The organism is Cyclobacterium sediminis, from assembly GCF_054781075.1.
In genome coordinates this window covers 232,412-249,241 of record NZ_BAAGVC010000018.1, presented here as the reverse complement: position 1 = coordinate 249,241, position 16,830 = coordinate 232,412, and the positions used below count along the sequence as shown (strand labels likewise).

Here is a 16,830-nt window from a genome sequence, read left to right as displayed (position 1 = left end):
CGAATAGTAGCGCAAATATCCGGAGGTTTTTTTTATGTAGAAAAAAAAATTACCAAAACTTAATTTTTTCTATGGCAATAATCAGTCTTTTGATGTCTTCAGGAAATACATGACCGATGTGACCAATCCTGAAAGTTGCAGCTTTGGATACCTTTCCGGGATAAATCACAAAACCCTCCGCCTTGAGCAAATGGTAAAGTTTGTCAAAAGAAAAGTCAGGGCTTGAAGGCTCATGAAAAGCTGTTATGATAGGCGACTGGTCTTCCTCAGAAAGGAAAGCTTCAATGCCCAATTTTTTCATTCCCAGCACCAAGGTCTGGTGGTTGCTGGCATACCTTTTATTCCTAGCAGCGATGCCTCCCTCTTGTTTTAATTCCTCTAGTGCCTGTAAAAATGCCCTTACTGTATGGGTAGGAGAGGTGAACCGCCATTTACCGGGATCATTTTCCATGGCTTCCCATTGGTCATAGAGATCCAAAGAATGGCTTTTTGAGTTGCCTTTGCATGCTTTGAGCACTTCTTTTCGGGCAATGATAAAACCAAAGCCGGGCACGCCTTGTATACATTTATTGGCACTGCTTATCAGAAAATCAATTTTTGGTGAGCGTATGTCTAGGGGAACCCCTCCAAAACTACTCATGGCATCCAAAATAAAACATTTATTGTATTTTTCTGCGAGCTCAGCAATGGGAGCATATTTGTTTAACATCCCTGTAGTGGTCTCGCTATGGACCATACCGATATGACTAATGTCGGGATTTTGCTTCAAAAGCTCCTCAACTTTTTCCTGGCTTGCCTGCTCATGCTCTTCCAAGTCCAGTAATTCCAAGCTGATTCCCATAAGCGAAACGATTTTAGCCATTCGTTTGCCATAGGCACCATTGGAAAGCACCAGAATTTTGTCCTCCGGTTTCAAACAAGTCCACAGGACAGCTTCTACGGAAAAGGTACCGCTTCCCTGCATCAAAACCGTGCTGTATTCATCTCCACCATTGCTTAAAGCAAGTAAGGAACTACGAATATCTTGTACAATGCTTTTGTAATCTTCATCCCATGTGCACCAGTCACGGTTCATGGCTTCCCTAACTGTTTTACTTGTACTCAAAGGGCCGGGTGTAAGCAGCAGGTAAGGGTTTTCTGGAATCATATTTTTTTCTTGAGGTTGAATATACAATCAAATATAATTGTTTCTGAAATTGATTCCTGCTAACAAAGTATTTTAACCCATAAAATGCAATAGACAATCTATTACCTGATGAAATCATTTCAAAACCAGTCCCTTCGTTGCTGTTTTTCAATGTCAGCCTGGCCCTGCTTAGCGAAAATCTGCAAACAGCCTGAATTTCTTGTGATTATAACACTCCCTGAGAAAACTCGGGACAAACAATACGTATACTATTACTAAATCGAAGTTAAATAAGCGCATGCTATCAGTCTCCGTGCATAAGTTTTGCAAGGTTTGATTCACCCGGAGATTTCCATGCTTTTGTGTGCCTTTACTTTCGATTTTAATACTTAAATAGGCTAAGGCTAAAATAGCTTTTGCTGTCCTGGAAATGATAGTCAGAACTGAAACCTGATTTTTCCCGCAATTCAATTAAATCCCTAAGGCCATATTTCTGAGAAATTTCCATATGGATGGGTTCGTTATTTTCAAAGGTTATGCTTTGCTCGGCCACTTGAACCGTTTGCTCGGCCTTACTTATTAAGAAGCTCTTGGTGGTTCCGCTTTGGGGGTCGTAACTGGCATAATGATCAAAGTTCTCAGGAATAAAGTTTCCCTTCAATTCCTTATTGATTCGGTGTAAAAGGTTAAGGTTGAATCTTTTTGTTACTCCCTCAGGGTCATCATAAGCTTTCAGGATAGTCTGAGGATGCTTTTTTAAATCTGCTCCAAGTAAGAAAAAATCACCATCAGTCAGGAAGCTTCTTACAAACTTCAAAAATTCTACAGCTTTTTGTCCTTCAAAATTGCCGATATTGCTCCCCATAAAAAGTACAATTTTTGGGTTCTTTCGGGGTTTAATTTTTTCAAGCGTTTCAAAATAATCACCGGCAATGGGTATAATGTTCAATTCAGGAAACTTGCTGCCAATGACTTTTTTATTGTACTCAAGGATATCCGGAGAAATATCAAGAGGTAAATAATTAACCGTCTTTCCGGAATTTAGCAGAGCTTCAAGGAATAAGGTTGTTTTGGTCCCATCGCCTGCTCCTAATTCTACTATATCATAAGTGTTATTTGGAAGCAAGGCTATGATTTCATGACTCCTGTCACGCAATATTTCCATTTCGCATTTGGGTAGGTAGTAACTGTCCATCTGCATGATTTCCTGAAATATGGAGGATCCTTTTTCATCATAAAAATACTTAGAGAAAAGCCGTTTGGGCTGTGAATTCAAACCTTTGAGGATGTCTTTTTCGAAGCTGTTGTTTATCATAGGGATTGCGCAAGTCTAATTCCTGAAAAAATCCATTGGGATGGAGGAGCAAAGAAGTTTCTGTAGGTTTTACGGCTGTGGTTTTCGGCAGTAGCTACAGAAGCGCCCCTGAGTACTTGTTGGTTTACCATAAATTTTCCATTGTATTCCCCTAAGGCTCCCGGGGCTTTTTGGAAACCGGGGTAAGGCAAATAGGCGCTCGAAGTCCATTCCCACAGTTGCCCCCAGGTAAACTGATCTGCAGCAACTTCCCACTCAAACTCTGTAGGTAACCTCATGCCTTTCCATTCCGCAAAAGCAAAGGCTTCATAATAACTTAAATGTTGTACCGGTAAATCCGGATTGATCTCTTTTAAACCTCCTAAGGTATAGACTTGCCACTTGTCTTTTACCTTGTGCCAATATAGTGGGGCCTTGATTGCACTATTGCAGATATGTTCCCAACCATCTGAATGCCAGAGATTAAAATTTGAATAGGCTCCTGACTCAATAAATTCAATAAACTCCCCATTGGTTACCAACTTGTTTGAAATCTTATACGGGGCCAGGTATACTTTATGTTTTCCCAATTCATTGTCATAAGAAAACCCTTCGCCCGAAAAACCTATGGACTTGATTCCTTCCTCAATTTCTATCCAGTCTAAGGGTTTGTTTTCGGGTTCATTTTTAAAGCGGTCTCCATACACCGGAAAGGTGGGTTGATTGCCCAGGATATATTTGATGTCATAGACCAGTAATTCCTGATGTTGTTGTTCATGGTTGATTCCAAGTTCGATGATCGCTAATATTTGGCTGTCAGGATTGCCATCATTTATTAGCTCTTTGACTGCATTGGTCACATATGCTCTATAAGCCATCACTTCCCTTACGGGTGGTCGGCTCATCAATCCTCTGTTGGGGCGCAATATTCTATCCCCTGCATTGTTGTAATAGCTATTGAACAGATAGGCGAAATCCTTATGGTAAATTTTATAAGAGGGACAGAAAGGAACGAGTAAAAATTGTTCAAAAAACCAAGTACTGTGGGCGAGGTGCCATTTAGGAGGAGAAACTTCTGCTATGGGTTGGGGAACATAATCTTCTACTTCAAGTGGGGCGCAAATCTCCTCTGTTTGAAACCGACAGTTTATAAATCTATCCAAAAGTATGGTGGGATTGCATACCGCTTGCTCTAACTTCCCTTTCATGAAAATTATTTTTAGTTGGGTTAATGTTTTTAACAAATAAAAATGGGGATGGTTTTCACCATCCCCAAGTTTAAGCAATTATCGCGCTAATTTTTAAATAATCGACTGATTATTATTCGTAAAGCTCTACAATCATTTCTATTTCAACTGAAATATTGGAAGGCAAAGAGCCCATTCCAATAGCTGCTCTGGCATGCTTTCCTTTTTCACCAAATACTTCTACCATCAAATCTGAAAAGCCATTGATGACTTGAGAATGCTGGGTAAAGGAAGGGTCTGCATTGACCATGCCTTTGGCTCGAACGATGTTTTTCACCCTGTTTAGGTCTCCAATTTCTGCTTTTAAGGAAGAAAGTAGGGAGATGCCTGCAAAACGGGCGGCTTCTATTCCTTCTTCCAAGCTTATTTCACTGCCCAATTTACCGACTACTTGTGTACCATCAGGTCTGTCAGGACCGGTACCGGCCAAGTAAACGACATTACCCATGGTTTTGGCTTTTAGGTAATTGGCTGTCGGTGGTTTAGGTGTTATTAGTTCAATTCCCAGATCTTTGATCCTTTGTTCGGCATCAACACCATCCGTTTTTTGTTCTGTTGCGACCTCTTTTTTCTCTCCCTTATCTTTTGATGGTCCACCACACCCGGCAAGACTTAAGAAAGGAATCAACAGTATTAGAGCGAATTTTCTCATTGTATGATTAATTTTTTGTTAGATTTTCCTTTTAGTCAAAACAAATCAAGTTGCCAATGGAGGTCCACCGGGAACGGTAATTTGCTGCTTGCGTTTTTTGGATTCCCATTTTTTGGCGGTGAAGTTGGCCGTCAAATATTCGCCCATAAAAACTTCTCCGGACCATTCACCATTTTTTAACTTACCGGTAAACATATAAACAACGGAATCTCCGGGTTTTCTGAAATGGCTTCTGATTTTAATGGTGTCTCCTTCGATGGTACCATATACGTCTTGCTCGGCAAAATCACTCTTGTGCGTTCCATTTAGCCAGTTGCCGTCTTGCTCCAATATCATATGGTGAGTACTTTCGCTGCTAAAGAAAGCCATGTTGATGTCCCATCTTCCGGCAATATTTCCGGCAGGAGCTGCCATACTGGTATCAGGTGCAGGTCTCTTTTCGGAAAGCGTATCGTGTAGCCTATTGGCCACTACTTTTGCTTCACCTTCTTGCATTTGACTTGGCGTAACATTAATGGAAGTCAATCCATCTTTGCCGCCGCTTCCAATAGCAATTCTTGGCTCAGAACGTCCAAATAGTTCGGCTACTTCAGCACCTGTAATATTGAATTGTTTCGGATCCCAGCTAATGACTAGGTTTGGGGCCCGGTTATTGAGTCCCTCAGGGATATTTATTTTGTGGCTAACACCTTTTATTTTAGTGGCTTTATCAGCGATTAAGTTTAGCCAGTCCATCCATCGGTCCCACTCTTTTTCATGGTCTCTGGTGGTCCATGCTTCTACTGCTGCCAGCATTCCGAGCATTTCCTCTTTACCTACTTTATTGTCTCTTCCCGGTCCATGGTGAGGTGAGCTAGCCTGCCAAGCAGAAAGCATAAGGTCTTTTCTACCCAACAAAAGTCCGGCACACTGAGGGCCACACATGGCTTTTCCACCACTATAGGCTACCATGTCTGCTCCACGTTCAAAATGAACTACTGGAATGCTAAGGTTTTCAGCAGCGGCATCCACCATAATTGGGATGTTTTGTTTTTTTGCAACTTCGGCAATAGCTTCCACTGACATAGGCTGTCCGGTAGCAGAACTTCCATTTGCCAGCAAATATATCATGGCAGTTTTAGGATTGATGGCTTTTTCCAAAGCTTCCATACTGTCCACTTCTACTACAGTTATCCCAATATTTCTAACCGCATGGTCATAAACATTTCTGGAATGCCTAGGGATGATTACTTCTGTTTTGTCAAGGCCTGATAAGTCAGGGATTCTAAGTAATTTTTCAGGATTACCTCCTGTAACACAAGCAGCAGTACCGTGCTTCATCGCAGCCGCACAACCGGCTGTAATAATTCCAAATTCCGCTTTGGTGATTTCTGAAAGCCTTTCACCGATGGCAAAGGCCAACTCGTCATATTGAACGAAGTTTTTAGAGGCTGCAGCCATGGCCGCATGCACTTCCGGCCTTTCGATGGATCCACCGATAATGGTGAAAGTACCTCGGCAATTGATAATTGGCACTACTCCAATAGACTTATAAATATCTTTATCAAGGGCAAGGGGCCCTTTGGCAACGTTTTTATCCGGGGTAGCCATAAGTGGCGACATACTCATCAGGCCTCCTCCAACGGGAAGGATGGCCAGGTTTTTTAACATTTCTCTTCTATCCATAATTTTTAGTGGTATTGATTTGCTGCCAATCCGTTAAGGTCGTAAACTACTTTTCCGTCCTTCATGGTCAACTCTGTTTCTAATTTAATTTTACCTTCAATTTTATTTTTTCCTGCATCTATAAATCCAAAATCACCTGTGTGAAGTCTTGACAAAGTAAGATCCGCAACAGCTCCTACCGTCAGGTGGCCTAGATCTTCTCTTTGAATGGCTTGTGCAGTTTTCCAAGTTGCAGTTGCTATGACATCTTCCACCGGCATTCCTATATTGATAAATTTTGACATTATATTAAGCATGTTCTTCATGCCACTGTTCATACTGAACCGATGTAAATCTGTTCCAAAAGATGTTGGTGCCAATCCCTGGCGAAAGGCAGGTATGGCTTGGCTGAACCAAAAGCCGGCACCTCCATGGCCAACATCAAAATTAATCCCACTTGCATAGGCTGCCTTGACAAAGGGGTGTAAGCTACCTGCTGAATCAATGATTGGCAGTCGCTCATCTATTTCTTCAAAACTATGGGTAATAATGTCACCGGGTCTCATTTTGTTCAGTTGATCTGCCAGAGAGTATTCCGGTAAGTGACATTCTACAAGCAAAGGTTTGCCGGCTTTTTCTGATGCCTTCAATGCATTTTCGAAGGGCAGCCAATCTTTGCCCGTGTAGTGGCCAATTTTTATACCTACTAAAATACTAGGATATTTTTTTAGGGTTTCATACGCCTTGTCTACCTGCATGTCAGATAAGTTTTCCTGGCTTTCATTTCCACTCATCCCCACACCCACTATATTCAAAAATGCCAAGACTCTGGTTTTAGAGGCATCAATAACATTGGTTTTGAATGTTTCAAAATTTCTCCAACCTGAAGTTCCGGCGTCCACTACAGTGGTGACCCCTGAACGAAAACTAAAATCATCTGGTGACACACTGTTGAACCCATCCGCGAAAGTGTGGCTTTTACTTCCCACAAAAACATGTGTGTGGGGATCAATTAAACCGGGGCTGAGGATTAAGCCTGAAGCATCAATTACTTTTTTGGTATTGGTACCGAGAAGATTTCTAGCTACATCGGCTATTTTTCCATCCAATACTGCAATATCCATGGTGTCTTGTATCTCATTCTTTGCGTCAATTAGATAGGCACCTTTTATTAGGTAGTCGTATTCCTGTCCGATTCCCTGCAAGCTGTAAGCGATACAAAGGCATATGGTAAATAAAAGCCTCATTTTGTCTTTATACTATTTAAACTCAGACTCCCAATAGGGTACACTTAGTCCATTCAAGTCCCAAACTACCTTGCCGGAGCGAATGGTCATTTCTGTTTCCAGTCTCCTGTCTCCGTCTATTTTGGTTCTTCTGATATCCAAAAATCCAAAATCTCCTTTTCTAAGAGTAAATACCGCAATGTCAGCTTCAGCCCCCACGTCCAAATGGCCAAGATCCTTTCGGTTGATTACCTGTGCAGGATTCCATGTGGCCCTAAGCACGACTTCTTCTATGGTCAATCCCATGTTCATAAACTTTGAAAGCAGGTTGGCCATGTCTTTAAAGCCACTGTTCATGCTTTGGCTGTGCAAATCTGAGCTTATTACATTGGGGAGAAAGCCTTGCTGTATGGCAGGAATGGCTTGGCGAAAGGAAAATGCGCCTCCTCCATGTCCTACATCGAAATTTATTCCCCGTTTCTGTGCTTCAAAAACAAAAGGTTTGACTTTGAGAGCTTCGTCCACAATTGTTTCCCTGTTTTTAGGGCCATAAGAAAAGGTGTGGGTGAAAATATCACCGGGCCTTAAATGCTCCATAAACAGTGATTCTATTGAATTTGGTGGTTGGTGCTCTCCAAAATCTACCATGACAGGAACATCAGCCAATTTTCCGGCAGTTACTGCCAAGTCCACCTGTGTGAAGTCTCCCCAATAATGCGCTGATTTGATCCCAACCAAGATATCCGGAAACATCTTTTTGATCATATTGGCAGTCATGGTGGGATTCATGTCTGTCACATCTTGTTCTTCAAGTCGGCCGTACATGCCTGTACCCACTATATTTAAAAGCGCCAAAACCCTGGTTTTGGATTGGTCTATGGTTTGTTTTTTAAACTGGCGGAAATTTCTCCAACCTGAAGAACCGGCATCCACGACTGTGGTCACCCCGGATCTGAAAGTAAAACCATCAGGAGGTAGACTGGTCAAAGCATTGGCAATATAGGATTCTGTATCTGCTCCATTAAAAACATGTACATGCATGTCGATTAAACCCGGAGTCACATAATAACCTTCAAGGTCTATGGTTTTTTTAGCGGTATCTTCTGAGATGTTTTTGGCTACCTTAACAATAAGCTTTCCACTGATTCCGATATCGTAAGGCTCGTTGATTCCGTTTTTAGGGTCGATGACATGCCCCCCTTTCAGCAATAAGTCGATTTCCTGCGATTGTGCTTTGAAACTTAGAAACAAGCCTAAAATGAGGAAAAAGGTAAAGTTTTTATTAAATATTTTTGTCAAGGACATGGGAGTGATCGAAAATATAGCACTTGTTGCACAAAGGAGAATGGGTCTATCCTTAAAAGAGGATCGGAAATATTGCAAAAAAAATTGTGTAAACAAAGTCATATTTTATTAAAATTTAATCTATCTAATGTAATCTCTTTTTATTCAAAATAAAAATATCCAAATTAACAGGTCAATTAAATTTACCCAAAGGCAGTAAGGATGGAACAAGAAAGTAAAACAAGTACGAGCAATTTTTTTCAGAAGATATGGTTGTGGATGCTGGGGATAGGCCCCGGTATTTTTTGTATTGGATATACCATAGGTACCGGCAGTGTTACTTCTATGGCCAAGGCCGGTAGTGAATTTGGCATGCAGTTGTTATGGGTGCTGGTGTTGAGCTGTGTTTTTGCTTGGGTCTTGATGGAAGCCTATGGGCGCTATGCGGTAGTGACAGGTCAGACATCCATTTACAGTTTCAAAACCAAACTAAAAGGGGGAAAGTTAATTTCTTTTTTAGTCGTGGGAGGAATAATCCTTGCGCAATGGAATTCTCTGTCAGGTATATTGGGGCTGAGTGCCAATGCCATTTACGAAATGGTCATCCTATTTTTTCCGGGAATGGGGGCAGGGAATGCTTACTGGATCATATTGGGAATTGCCATCGCATTGATCTTAATCATGTATTCCTTACTTTGGGTAGGTCAATATTCTTTTTTTGAAAAAGTGTTGGTGGTTTTTGTTACCATTATGGGCGTATCTTTTATTAATTCCATGTTTGTGGTTTTACCGGATCCTGCTGAGATGGCCAAAGGTTTGATTCCAAGTGTTCCTCAGGTAGCCGGGGGTAAATTGCTTGTGGCCGCATTTGTAGGGACTACCATGGCAGCACCTACTTTCGTAGTGAGACCACTATTGATGAAAGGTAAAGGATGGGGCCCCGCCAATACCAAGGACCAGTCGAAAGATGCCTTAACAGGAGCAGTGTTAATGTTAATAATAAATTTGTCCATTATGGCCGCCGCAACAGGGGCCTTGCATGCAGAAGGGAAGACCATTAATAAGGTAATGGATATGGTTTATTTATTAGAGCCGGTAGCAGGGAAGTTTGCCGTTGCATTGTTTATGACCGGAGCTTTAAGCGCAGGGTTGTCTTCCGTTTTTCCTATACTTATGGTTGCTCCATTATTAGTAGCAGATTATAAAGAAGGGGAGTTGGATACCAATTCAGTCCGATTTAAAATACTGACCGGTGTGGCTTGTATTGTAGGGCTAACAGTACCCATTCTAGGGGCCAATCCTATCTTTGCTCAGATTTTAACCCAGGTGGCGGCTGTGTTTGTCTTGCCTCTGGTGATTGCTTGTATCATGTATCTGGTCAATCAAAAATCTCTGATGGGCGAGCATAAAGCCGGATTATTATTGAATATAGGTTTGACTGCGGCTTTTGTCTTTGCCTGTATCATCTCTTATACCGGTGCGCTGGCCTTGATTGAGTTGTTGTAGGAATGCGGGCAAGTATTTTGTTTTAAAATTTACATTTGGTATTGGGTTTTGAGTGCTTGGCTAAAAATCTACTCAAAACCCAACTCCATTTTATATAAGGTAACATGGTTTCCTTCCACATCAAATAGATTCGGGTTTTTCAATGCCACCACTTTATTGTCTTTGTTGACTACATTGGGGTAATGGACGCCCAATGGGAATTTTACATTGCTGTCAAGGACATTGTAGTCTTTGTCTAGAAGGACGGCATAGTAGGCATCCCTCTTTTCCATTTCAATCTCAGCTTGGTTGGGGAAATTTGCCTTTACCTCCTTTTGTTCTTCTTCGGTAAGGCCTTTTCTGTAAACGATTAATGTGTAATCATCCATAAAAAGGATATCATTGATATTTCCCGCGCGTTTCCCCTCATTGATATTAAAAAACTGTTCACTATTTTTCATTGCTACGCTTTGGAAATTGATCATACCAGAGATTTGTAAATCAATGGTTTTCTCAAATGTAATACCCTCATCATTTTCTTTGAATAAAAAAACATAGGGGTCAAACCATGTAGATACCAGCCAATCATTCCCTTTATTTTTAATTACAGGGACATAAATGCCATGATTCATTCCATCTTTAAAGATACTTTGCGTTGGAATTTCTAAAAATTGGCGGGTCTCATTTGTGTTTGTATTGTGCTTTTCCAGGAGTGACTTATTGTAGTAGTTTCTGTAAAACTGTTCTCCCATTCCATCAATAAAGTCTTCATCAACAAGTGGTTTGAGATAATAAATTTCCTCTCCATTCTGTTTAATTAAAGGTAAGTGTGGAGGGAAAAACAGATAATTGTGTGGATATGGGACCTGGGCTTTAGGGATGATGCTGTGGTCCGGATTGAGTTGTACAAATCCTTTTTCCATGTCATAAATAACAATAGCATCTTTTAGAAAGCCTGTACTTCCAGGATTTAGCAAAGCATTGGGTCCTTCCTCGGGAATGGTGAAATTAGCAATAACAGCTCCATTGCCATTTACCCTTAAAATTTGACGAATTCCGATACCAGCATTTGACAATAGGTAATTGTCTGATTCAGGGTCATAGCCTTTAAGGTGCAAAGGATCTAGATGCTCAATATTTATCGAGTCTGTAATAGTAATGGAAAAGTTTCTATGCGCTGTGTTTTCTTTTGGCGAATTGCAACTTAGAGCAAGTCCAATGATAATAAATGCTACACTATTTAATAAGGTACCAAAACTTCTCATATTGGCTTTTCGTTATAATAAATAATTTATAAAAGGATGCGATTGAATCGAAAGTTTGCAACTAAAGATGTAATATATTTAAAAATCTTAAGATTCCAATATGGGGTGAGATAAACTGTTGAAACAAACCGGAAGGTACATTCCTTTCTTTAACGATGGCTAAGCCTATTAGGCTACGGCGTTTTGCTATATAGACAAGGAAGTGAAACTTAATATTTTGAAATTTTAGCCCTGAGCTTTGCCACATCTTCTTTTGATACTGCGGAAGCATTATTTTCAAAGTTCTTGCTGATAAAGGTTAACACCTGTGAAATCTGCTCATCCGTGAGGAACTGGTGGGCCGGCATGATATTGTCGTATCGTTCTCCATTGACTTCAATTTCTCCTTCAAGCCCATTTAAGACTATATTAATAAGTCTTGATTTATCTCCTGATACCCAATCAGTATTTCTTAGTTCCGGAATTCTCCCTTTGGCGCCATTCCCATCTCTTTGATGGCAAGGGGAGCAATAGGTATTGTATACCTTTTTACCTTCGGGTAGTTGCCCCTTGTCCAGGTTGTCTTCCACGGGATGAGGATTTCGAATATTGGCGACCAGCTTTTGCGCCTCCATTTTAGCCAATTCAGCTTCTCCAAATGTAGCTTTGTCACCTTTATATAGGATCCGCCAGATTTTTCCTACCCTTGAATCGGATACATACAAAGAACCGTCTGGTCCTTGAGCCAAACCCATGGGCCTGAATTCCGCATCATTTGTATTGATAATAAGTTCTTTGCCGGCAAAGCCATTGGCAAATACTTCCCAATCACCACTGACATGGCCATTTTCAAAAGGAACAAAAGCCACAAAATACCCTGATTGTTGGTAGGGTGAACGATTGGTAGAGCCGTGGAAAGCGATAAAGGCACCATTTTTATAGCGGTCCGGGAATTGATCTCCGGTATAAAACAGCAAGTCGTTGGGTGCCCAGTGACCCGGGAATCCCATTACAGGCTGATCCATGTCTGCACAGCGACCAATAATTTCTCCATCTCCACCATATTCCGGGGCAAGCACTTTCTTTTTATTGATTTGGTCGTAGAAGCAATAGGGCCAGCCATAATCTCCACCTTCTTCTACTCGTATAAATTCCTCAGAAGGCAAAACTGCACTTTCCCATTGAGTAAAAGTTTCAGGATATAGCAGGTGGAGGTTGTCTCGGCCATGCATGACCAGGTAAAGGTTTTTGTCTTCCCGGTTATAATCCATAGCCACTACACTCCTAATGCCGGTAGCATACAATTCCCCGTCTTTTTGAGTCATATTCAATTGATCCATTTTGAACCGCCAAACCCCTCCATGCTCATTTAATTCAGGGCAAGGGTCTAAGCCGGTGGATCCCGGGATTCCGCCAGGTTTATTGGCCATGTCCTGGCAAGCATTAGATGGACTTCCAAAAGGCACATACATGTATCCTTCTTCATCAAAGGCAACCGGTTTGGTAATGTGCCAATGAATTCCATGTTCGTGATCATCAGTTAGCACCACTTCCATTGGGGTATCAGGGATGAGTAGACCGGGTACCAGTTTGTTTCTGTATACTACTCTGGCAGCGCTATAATATAGATAGCCGTTGTGAATGCGCATACCATTGGCCAGGCTACCCTCATCTTTATATTCACCGAAATAAGTGATGATGTCTGCCTTACCATCTCCGGTTGTATCTCGCAAGGCCACATTAGATCCAGTTTCTTTGGCATACCTTAATTTAACATAGATGTCTCCATTATCATTTACTGCAAGGTGTCGGGCTTTGCCGATGCTATCTGCTACAACCAGAGCGCCGAAACCATCCGGAAGGAATAGGCCACCATTACTAGGCGTTGTGGCAGGAAAAGTTGAAGAATGGTGGCAAGAATAAAGCATGTAACAAAAAGGTGAGAAAAAAATTAAAAATTTTATGAGTGGTAGATTGTAGAATTTCATGGTGAAGCGTGATAATTTGATGTTAATTAATGAAAATCTAAGGACAAAACTAGAAAATTTCAAGAAGTATATGACTTGATAGAAATTATTGCAATTTTCATAAAATAATACAAACAGTTTGAAAATTTTGTCAAGCAGAATAAGTAGGAGGGGAAAATATATACTATATGTATTTAATTTTGGTAATTGCTCAAATTAATTATTAAAATATTTAGCTTAATCTTGGCCCCTTGCTAAAATTTTTACTTTTTAAGCCGTATTAATTTTAAATTAAATTATTTCAAAGGTAAGAGATTTGTCAGGGAAATGATTTTTTCCTTATATTAGCATCAAAACCACCCAACATTAGTAATAACCTCATAAATTTCTTGATCTTTTGGTAAGATTATGGTCAGCAGGATTATAATTTAATCAATTATTCCTGATAAAATGTGTTTTACTTAGTATTGGGTTTTTTTATTAGTCTCGGAATGATTCGAGAGGTATTGCTGAGATCCAGCGATTTTCAAGTAAAAATTTAACTATTGGAAAAATTCCATTAGTCATTTAAATTAAATTTGTTCATTTACTTATGAAAAAAAGATTACTCGTGTTTTTTCTGGCCTTGTTTACGATACAAGCAATGGCACAGAATCGAACCATCACAGGAACTGTGACGGACGCAGACGCTGATGCCCCTTTACCGGGAGTCAGTATATTGGTAAAAGGAACCAATACAGGAACCATCACTGACATCGATGGTAATTATAGTGTAGATGTTACTGATGGATCTGCAGTTTTGGTATTTTCTTATTTAGGATATGGTAAAACTGAAAGAGCTGTTGGAAACAATAGTGAGATCAATGTAGCACTTGAGGCAGAAGAATCTGCTCTTTCCGAAGTAGTAGTTACTGCATTTGGTTTGGAAAGAGAAAAGAAAGCTTTGACTTACACTGTACAGGATGTGAGTACTGAAGAAATTACTCAAGCGAGAGAATTGAACGTTATGAATTCTCTTTCAGGTAAAGTGGCCGGTCTATCCATTAACCGTTCAGGTAGTGGTGTAGGTGGTTCTACTAGAGTTGTATTGAGAGGTAACCGTTCCATTAGTGGAGACAGCCAGCCATTATACATTGTGGATGGTGTTCCAGCCAAAGGAATTGAAACCCTTAACCCTGATGATATCGAGAGTATCAACGTATTGAAAGGTCCAAACGCAGCGGCCTTATATGGTAGTCGTGCAAACAATGGTGCCATTGTAGTTACAACCAAAAGGGGATCTGAAGGAGGATTTAAAGTAAGTTTAAATACTTCTTATATGTTTGATCAGCCTTTGATTTTAACCAATTATCAAAATGTTTATGGTCAGGGAAGTAATGGAAATTATTCTCCTACTTCTGAATTTTCTTGGGGTCCTGAAATGGACGGTTCTCAAGTTGCTTTTTGGTCTCCTGACCCTAATAGAGAGATGGAAACTTATAGTTTTTCTCCTCAGCCGGACAATATTAAAGACTTCTATCAAACTGGTCATAACTTAGCTACTACCCTAGCGATTAGTGGAGGAAATGAAAGAAACCAAACCTATTTTTCCTATACTTATACGGATGCAGCAGGTGTGGTACCTAACAATGAGTTGGGAAGACATAGTATAAACTTGAGGTTAACGAATAAATTGACTGATAGATTGACTTTAGACTCTAAAATCAATTATATCCGTCAAGATATCAACAACCAACTTGCCCAAGGTGAAAACTATGCTAACCCTACAAGGCATATTGTAAGGTTGCCAAGAAATATCAGAACTGAGGATATCTCTAATTTTGAATACATTGATGCCTCTGGTCAAGCACGTCAGAATTATTTCAATCCCGGTTCCAATGGTGGGGCAAACCCATACTGGCCGTTGAACAGAAATCTAAGCAAAGATACTTTTGATAGAATCATTGCATTTACATCTGCAAATTATGAAATCTCTGAAGGCTTTACCGTAATGGCTAGAGCATCTATGGACCGTACATTTGGTGTGAGTGAAGAGAGACTTTACAATGACACTTACATTATCGCACAAAACGGAAGGTTTTCCGTTGGTCAATCAGAAAGCATGGAGCTTAATACAGATTTCTTAATTTCTTACGAGAAAACATTAAGTGAGGATTGGTATTTCAATATCAATGCCGGTGGTAACTCTAGAATCAATAGAAATTCTAGCTTGAATTCAAATACCGGACAAAACATGGTTGTTCCAAACTTCTTTGCTTTGAGCAATACATCGCAAGTAGTTTCTTCTTATGGAGTAGGTAGCCCTAAAGATGTAAATTCATTGTATGGTTTTGGTCAACTGGCTTGGAAAAATGCGATCTTCCTAGACATTACTGCTAGAAATGACTGGTCATCTACCTTGCCTAAGGAAAACTGGTCTTTCTTCTATCCATCTGTGGGTATAAACGCTGTGATTTCTGATTTAATTGAATTTCCTTCTTGGTTTACTTTTGCCAAGGCTAGAGGGTCTTTTGCTGAAGTGGGTAATGATACCAATCCTTACCAATTGCAAAGAACAGCTGCTTTTGGTGCAGGTGGGCTTGGTGGTTATGTGTCTTTGAGCACGCAATTACCAAATACGAATTTGCTTCCTGAAAGCACAAGATCAATTGAATTAGGTACGGATTTGAGATTTTTAGACAATCGATTAGGTCTGGATTTCACTTATTATAAAACCAACTCATTCAATCAGCTGTTTACAGTAGCGTTGCCTGTAGGTTCCGGGGCATCTAGCTTCTTTACCAATGGTGGGGATGTTCAGAATGAAGGTATTGAGGTAGTGCTTAACATTACCCCGATGAGAAGAAATGATTTTAACTGGAATATCACTAGTAATTTTGCAAGGAATATTTCAAGAGTTAATGAAATCAATGACGAAAGACCAAGTATCGTTGTCGGAAGTGATTTCTTAAGAGAGTTCAGAGTTGAAGAAGGTGAGTTATTCGGTGAGGTTTACTCTAGAGGTTATTTGAGAAACGATGATGGTGCAGTAATTATCGGAGAGAATGGTGTTCCAAGAACTACTCCCGGTAAAACCGTAAGAGTTGCCAATTACAATCCAATTTGGACTGGTGGTATTCAAAACACTTTTAAATACAAAAATTTCACTGCCAATTTCACCATTGATTTCAGACAAGGTGGTAGCATTGCTTCTTTCACCAATGCGGTAACTTATGCAGATGGTGTGACAGAAGAAACACTTTATGGTAGAGATGGAGGTTTGATTTTCGGTGAAAACTTCATGGCTCATGAAACTGCTGTAATGGAACTTGAAGATGGAACTTATGCTCCAAATACAATTGAAACAACTGCTGAGTTGTTTTGGGTAAATATGGGAGGTAGAAATGCACCTATTGGAGAAGTATTTTCCGTATCTGCAACCAACATTAGAATGAGAGAAGCGGTAATTGGGTATGCTATTCCTTCAGAAAAATTAGAAGGATTGCCTTTGAACTCAGTTAGTATTTCGTTCGTTGCGAGGAATTTATTTTTCTTCCTTAACGAAGCTGGAAACATTGATCCGGATGTAACCGTTGGAACATCTGCTTCGGCTCAAGGATTTGATTCCTTCGCTCCGCCGACAGCCAGATCTTTTGGTTTTAATCTTAATTTAGGATTTTAA

General features: G+C 40.3%; 11 protein-coding genes. 2 read left to right on the top strand and 9 right to left on the bottom strand.

The genetic code is table 11. The features are described from left to right. Window positions 1-49 precede the first annotated feature (49 nt). The 7 genes from ACYVHJ_RS16505 to ACYVHJ_RS16475 all read right to left on the bottom strand — a co-directional run bounded on the left by ACYVHJ_RS16505 (window position 50) and on the right by ACYVHJ_RS16475 (window position 8,596). On the bottom strand, window positions 50-1,147 hold the full coding sequence (locus ACYVHJ_RS16505) for a 2-aminoethylphosphonate--pyruvate transaminase (RefSeq protein WP_460516808.1): 1,098 nt from the start codon (window positions 1,145-1,147) through the stop codon (window positions 50-52). Window positions 1,148-1,508: 361 nt separating this feature from the next. Further along, window positions 1,509-2,441, bottom strand: a complete 933-nt coding sequence (egtD, locus tag ACYVHJ_RS16500; protein ID WP_460516804.1) for an L-histidine N(alpha)-methyltransferase — start codon at window positions 2,439-2,441, stop codon at window positions 1,509-1,511. Beyond that, window positions 2,438-3,628: an ergothioneine biosynthesis protein EgtB gene (gene egtB / locus ACYVHJ_RS16495; RefSeq protein WP_460516801.1), complete on the bottom strand. Its 1,191-nt coding sequence runs from the start codon at window positions 3,626-3,628 to the stop codon at window positions 2,438-2,440. The genes egtD and egtB overlap by 4 nt, the downstream gene beginning before the upstream one ends. 112 nt (window positions 3,629-3,740) lie before the next feature. Further along, window positions 3,741-4,319, bottom strand: a complete 579-nt coding sequence (locus ACYVHJ_RS16490) for a RidA family protein (protein WP_460516798.1) — start codon at window positions 4,317-4,319, stop codon at window positions 3,741-3,743. A 45-nt stretch (window positions 4,320-4,364) separates the two neighbouring features. After that, the gene (locus ACYVHJ_RS16485) at window positions 4,365-5,984 is read right to left on the bottom strand and encodes an aminotransferase class V-fold PLP-dependent enzyme (RefSeq protein ID WP_460516795.1); all 1,620 of its coding nucleotides are present in this window, start codon (window positions 5,982-5,984) and stop codon (window positions 4,365-4,367) included. Between the two features lie 5 nt (window positions 5,985-5,989). Then, a complete protein-coding gene (locus ACYVHJ_RS16480; protein ID WP_339901982.1) occupies window positions 5,990-7,210 on the bottom strand; it encodes an amidohydrolase/deacetylase family metallohydrolase in 1,221 nt (406 codons plus the stop codon). Between the two features lie 12 nt (window positions 7,211-7,222). Beyond that, window positions 7,223-8,596 (bottom strand): amidohydrolase/deacetylase family metallohydrolase, encoded by a 1,374-nt coding sequence (locus ACYVHJ_RS16475; RefSeq protein WP_460516791.1) that lies wholly within the window; start codon window positions 8,594-8,596, stop codon window positions 7,223-7,225. A gap of 99 nt (window positions 8,597-8,695) precedes the next feature. Between ACYVHJ_RS16475 and ACYVHJ_RS16470 the strand changes: the two genes are divergently transcribed. Beyond that, window positions 8,696-9,979: an Nramp family divalent metal transporter gene (locus tag ACYVHJ_RS16470; RefSeq protein WP_460516788.1), complete on the top strand. Its 1,284-nt coding sequence runs from the start codon at window positions 8,696-8,698 to the stop codon at window positions 9,977-9,979. A 68-nt stretch (window positions 9,980-10,047) separates the two neighbouring features. Here the strand turns inward: ACYVHJ_RS16470 and ACYVHJ_RS16465 are convergent, their stop codons facing one another. Together ACYVHJ_RS16465 and ACYVHJ_RS16460 are read right to left on the bottom strand one after the other, a co-directional pair. Then, window positions 10,048-11,223, bottom strand: a complete 1,176-nt coding sequence (locus ACYVHJ_RS16465; RefSeq protein WP_460516785.1) for a hypothetical protein — start codon at window positions 11,221-11,223, stop codon at window positions 10,048-10,050. Window positions 11,224-11,432: 209 nt separating this feature from the next. Then, complete coding sequence (locus ACYVHJ_RS16460; RefSeq protein WP_460516782.1) at window positions 11,433-13,130, bottom strand: PQQ-dependent sugar dehydrogenase; 1,698 nt, start codon at window positions 13,128-13,130, stop codon at window positions 11,433-11,435. A gap of 631 nt (window positions 13,131-13,761) precedes the next feature. Between ACYVHJ_RS16460 and ACYVHJ_RS16455 the strand changes: the two genes are divergently transcribed. Further along, a complete protein-coding gene (locus ACYVHJ_RS16455) occupies window positions 13,762-16,830 on the top strand; it encodes a SusC/RagA family TonB-linked outer membrane protein (RefSeq protein WP_460516779.1) in 3,069 nt (1,022 codons plus the stop codon).

Excerpts from the sequence above, each read along its gene's own strand:
- ACYVHJ_RS16480 (WP_339901982.1), bottom strand. The coding sequence starts at position 7,210 with ATGAGGCTTTTATTTACCATATGCCTTTGTATCGCTTACAGCTTGCAG.
- ACYVHJ_RS16475 (WP_460516791.1), bottom strand. The coding sequence starts at position 8,596 with ATGACTTTGTTTACACAATTTTTTTTGCAATATTTCCGATCCTCTTTT.
- ACYVHJ_RS16465 (WP_460516785.1), bottom strand. The coding sequence starts at position 11,223 with ATGAGAAGTTTTGGTACCTTATTAAATAGTGTAGCATTTATTATCATT.
- egtB (WP_460516801.1), bottom strand. The coding sequence starts at position 3,628 with ATGAAAGGGAAGTTAGAGCAAGCGGTATGCAATCCCACCATACTTTTG.
- ACYVHJ_RS16455 (WP_460516779.1), top strand. The coding sequence starts at position 13,762 with ATGAAAAAAAGATTACTCGTGTTTTTTCTGGCCTTGTTTACGATACAA.
- ACYVHJ_RS16470 (WP_460516788.1), top strand. The coding sequence starts at position 8,696 with ATGGAACAAGAAAGTAAAACAAGTACGAGCAATTTTTTTCAGAAGATA.
- ACYVHJ_RS16460 (WP_460516782.1), bottom strand. The coding sequence starts at position 13,130 with ATGCTTTATTCTTGCCACCATTCTTCAACTTTTCCTGCCACAACGCCT.
- ACYVHJ_RS16490 (WP_460516798.1), bottom strand. The coding sequence starts at position 4,319 with ATGAGAAAATTCGCTCTAATACTGTTGATTCCTTTCTTAAGTCTTGCC.
- ACYVHJ_RS16505 (WP_460516808.1), bottom strand. The coding sequence starts at position 1,147 with ATGATTCCAGAAAACCCTTACCTGCTGCTTACACCCGGCCCTTTGAGT.
- egtD (WP_460516804.1), bottom strand. The coding sequence starts at position 2,441 with ATGATAAACAACAGCTTCGAAAAAGACATCCTCAAAGGTTTGAATTCA.
- ACYVHJ_RS16485 (WP_460516795.1), bottom strand. The coding sequence starts at position 5,984 with ATGGATAGAAGAGAAATGTTAAAAAACCTGGCCATCCTTCCCGTTGGA.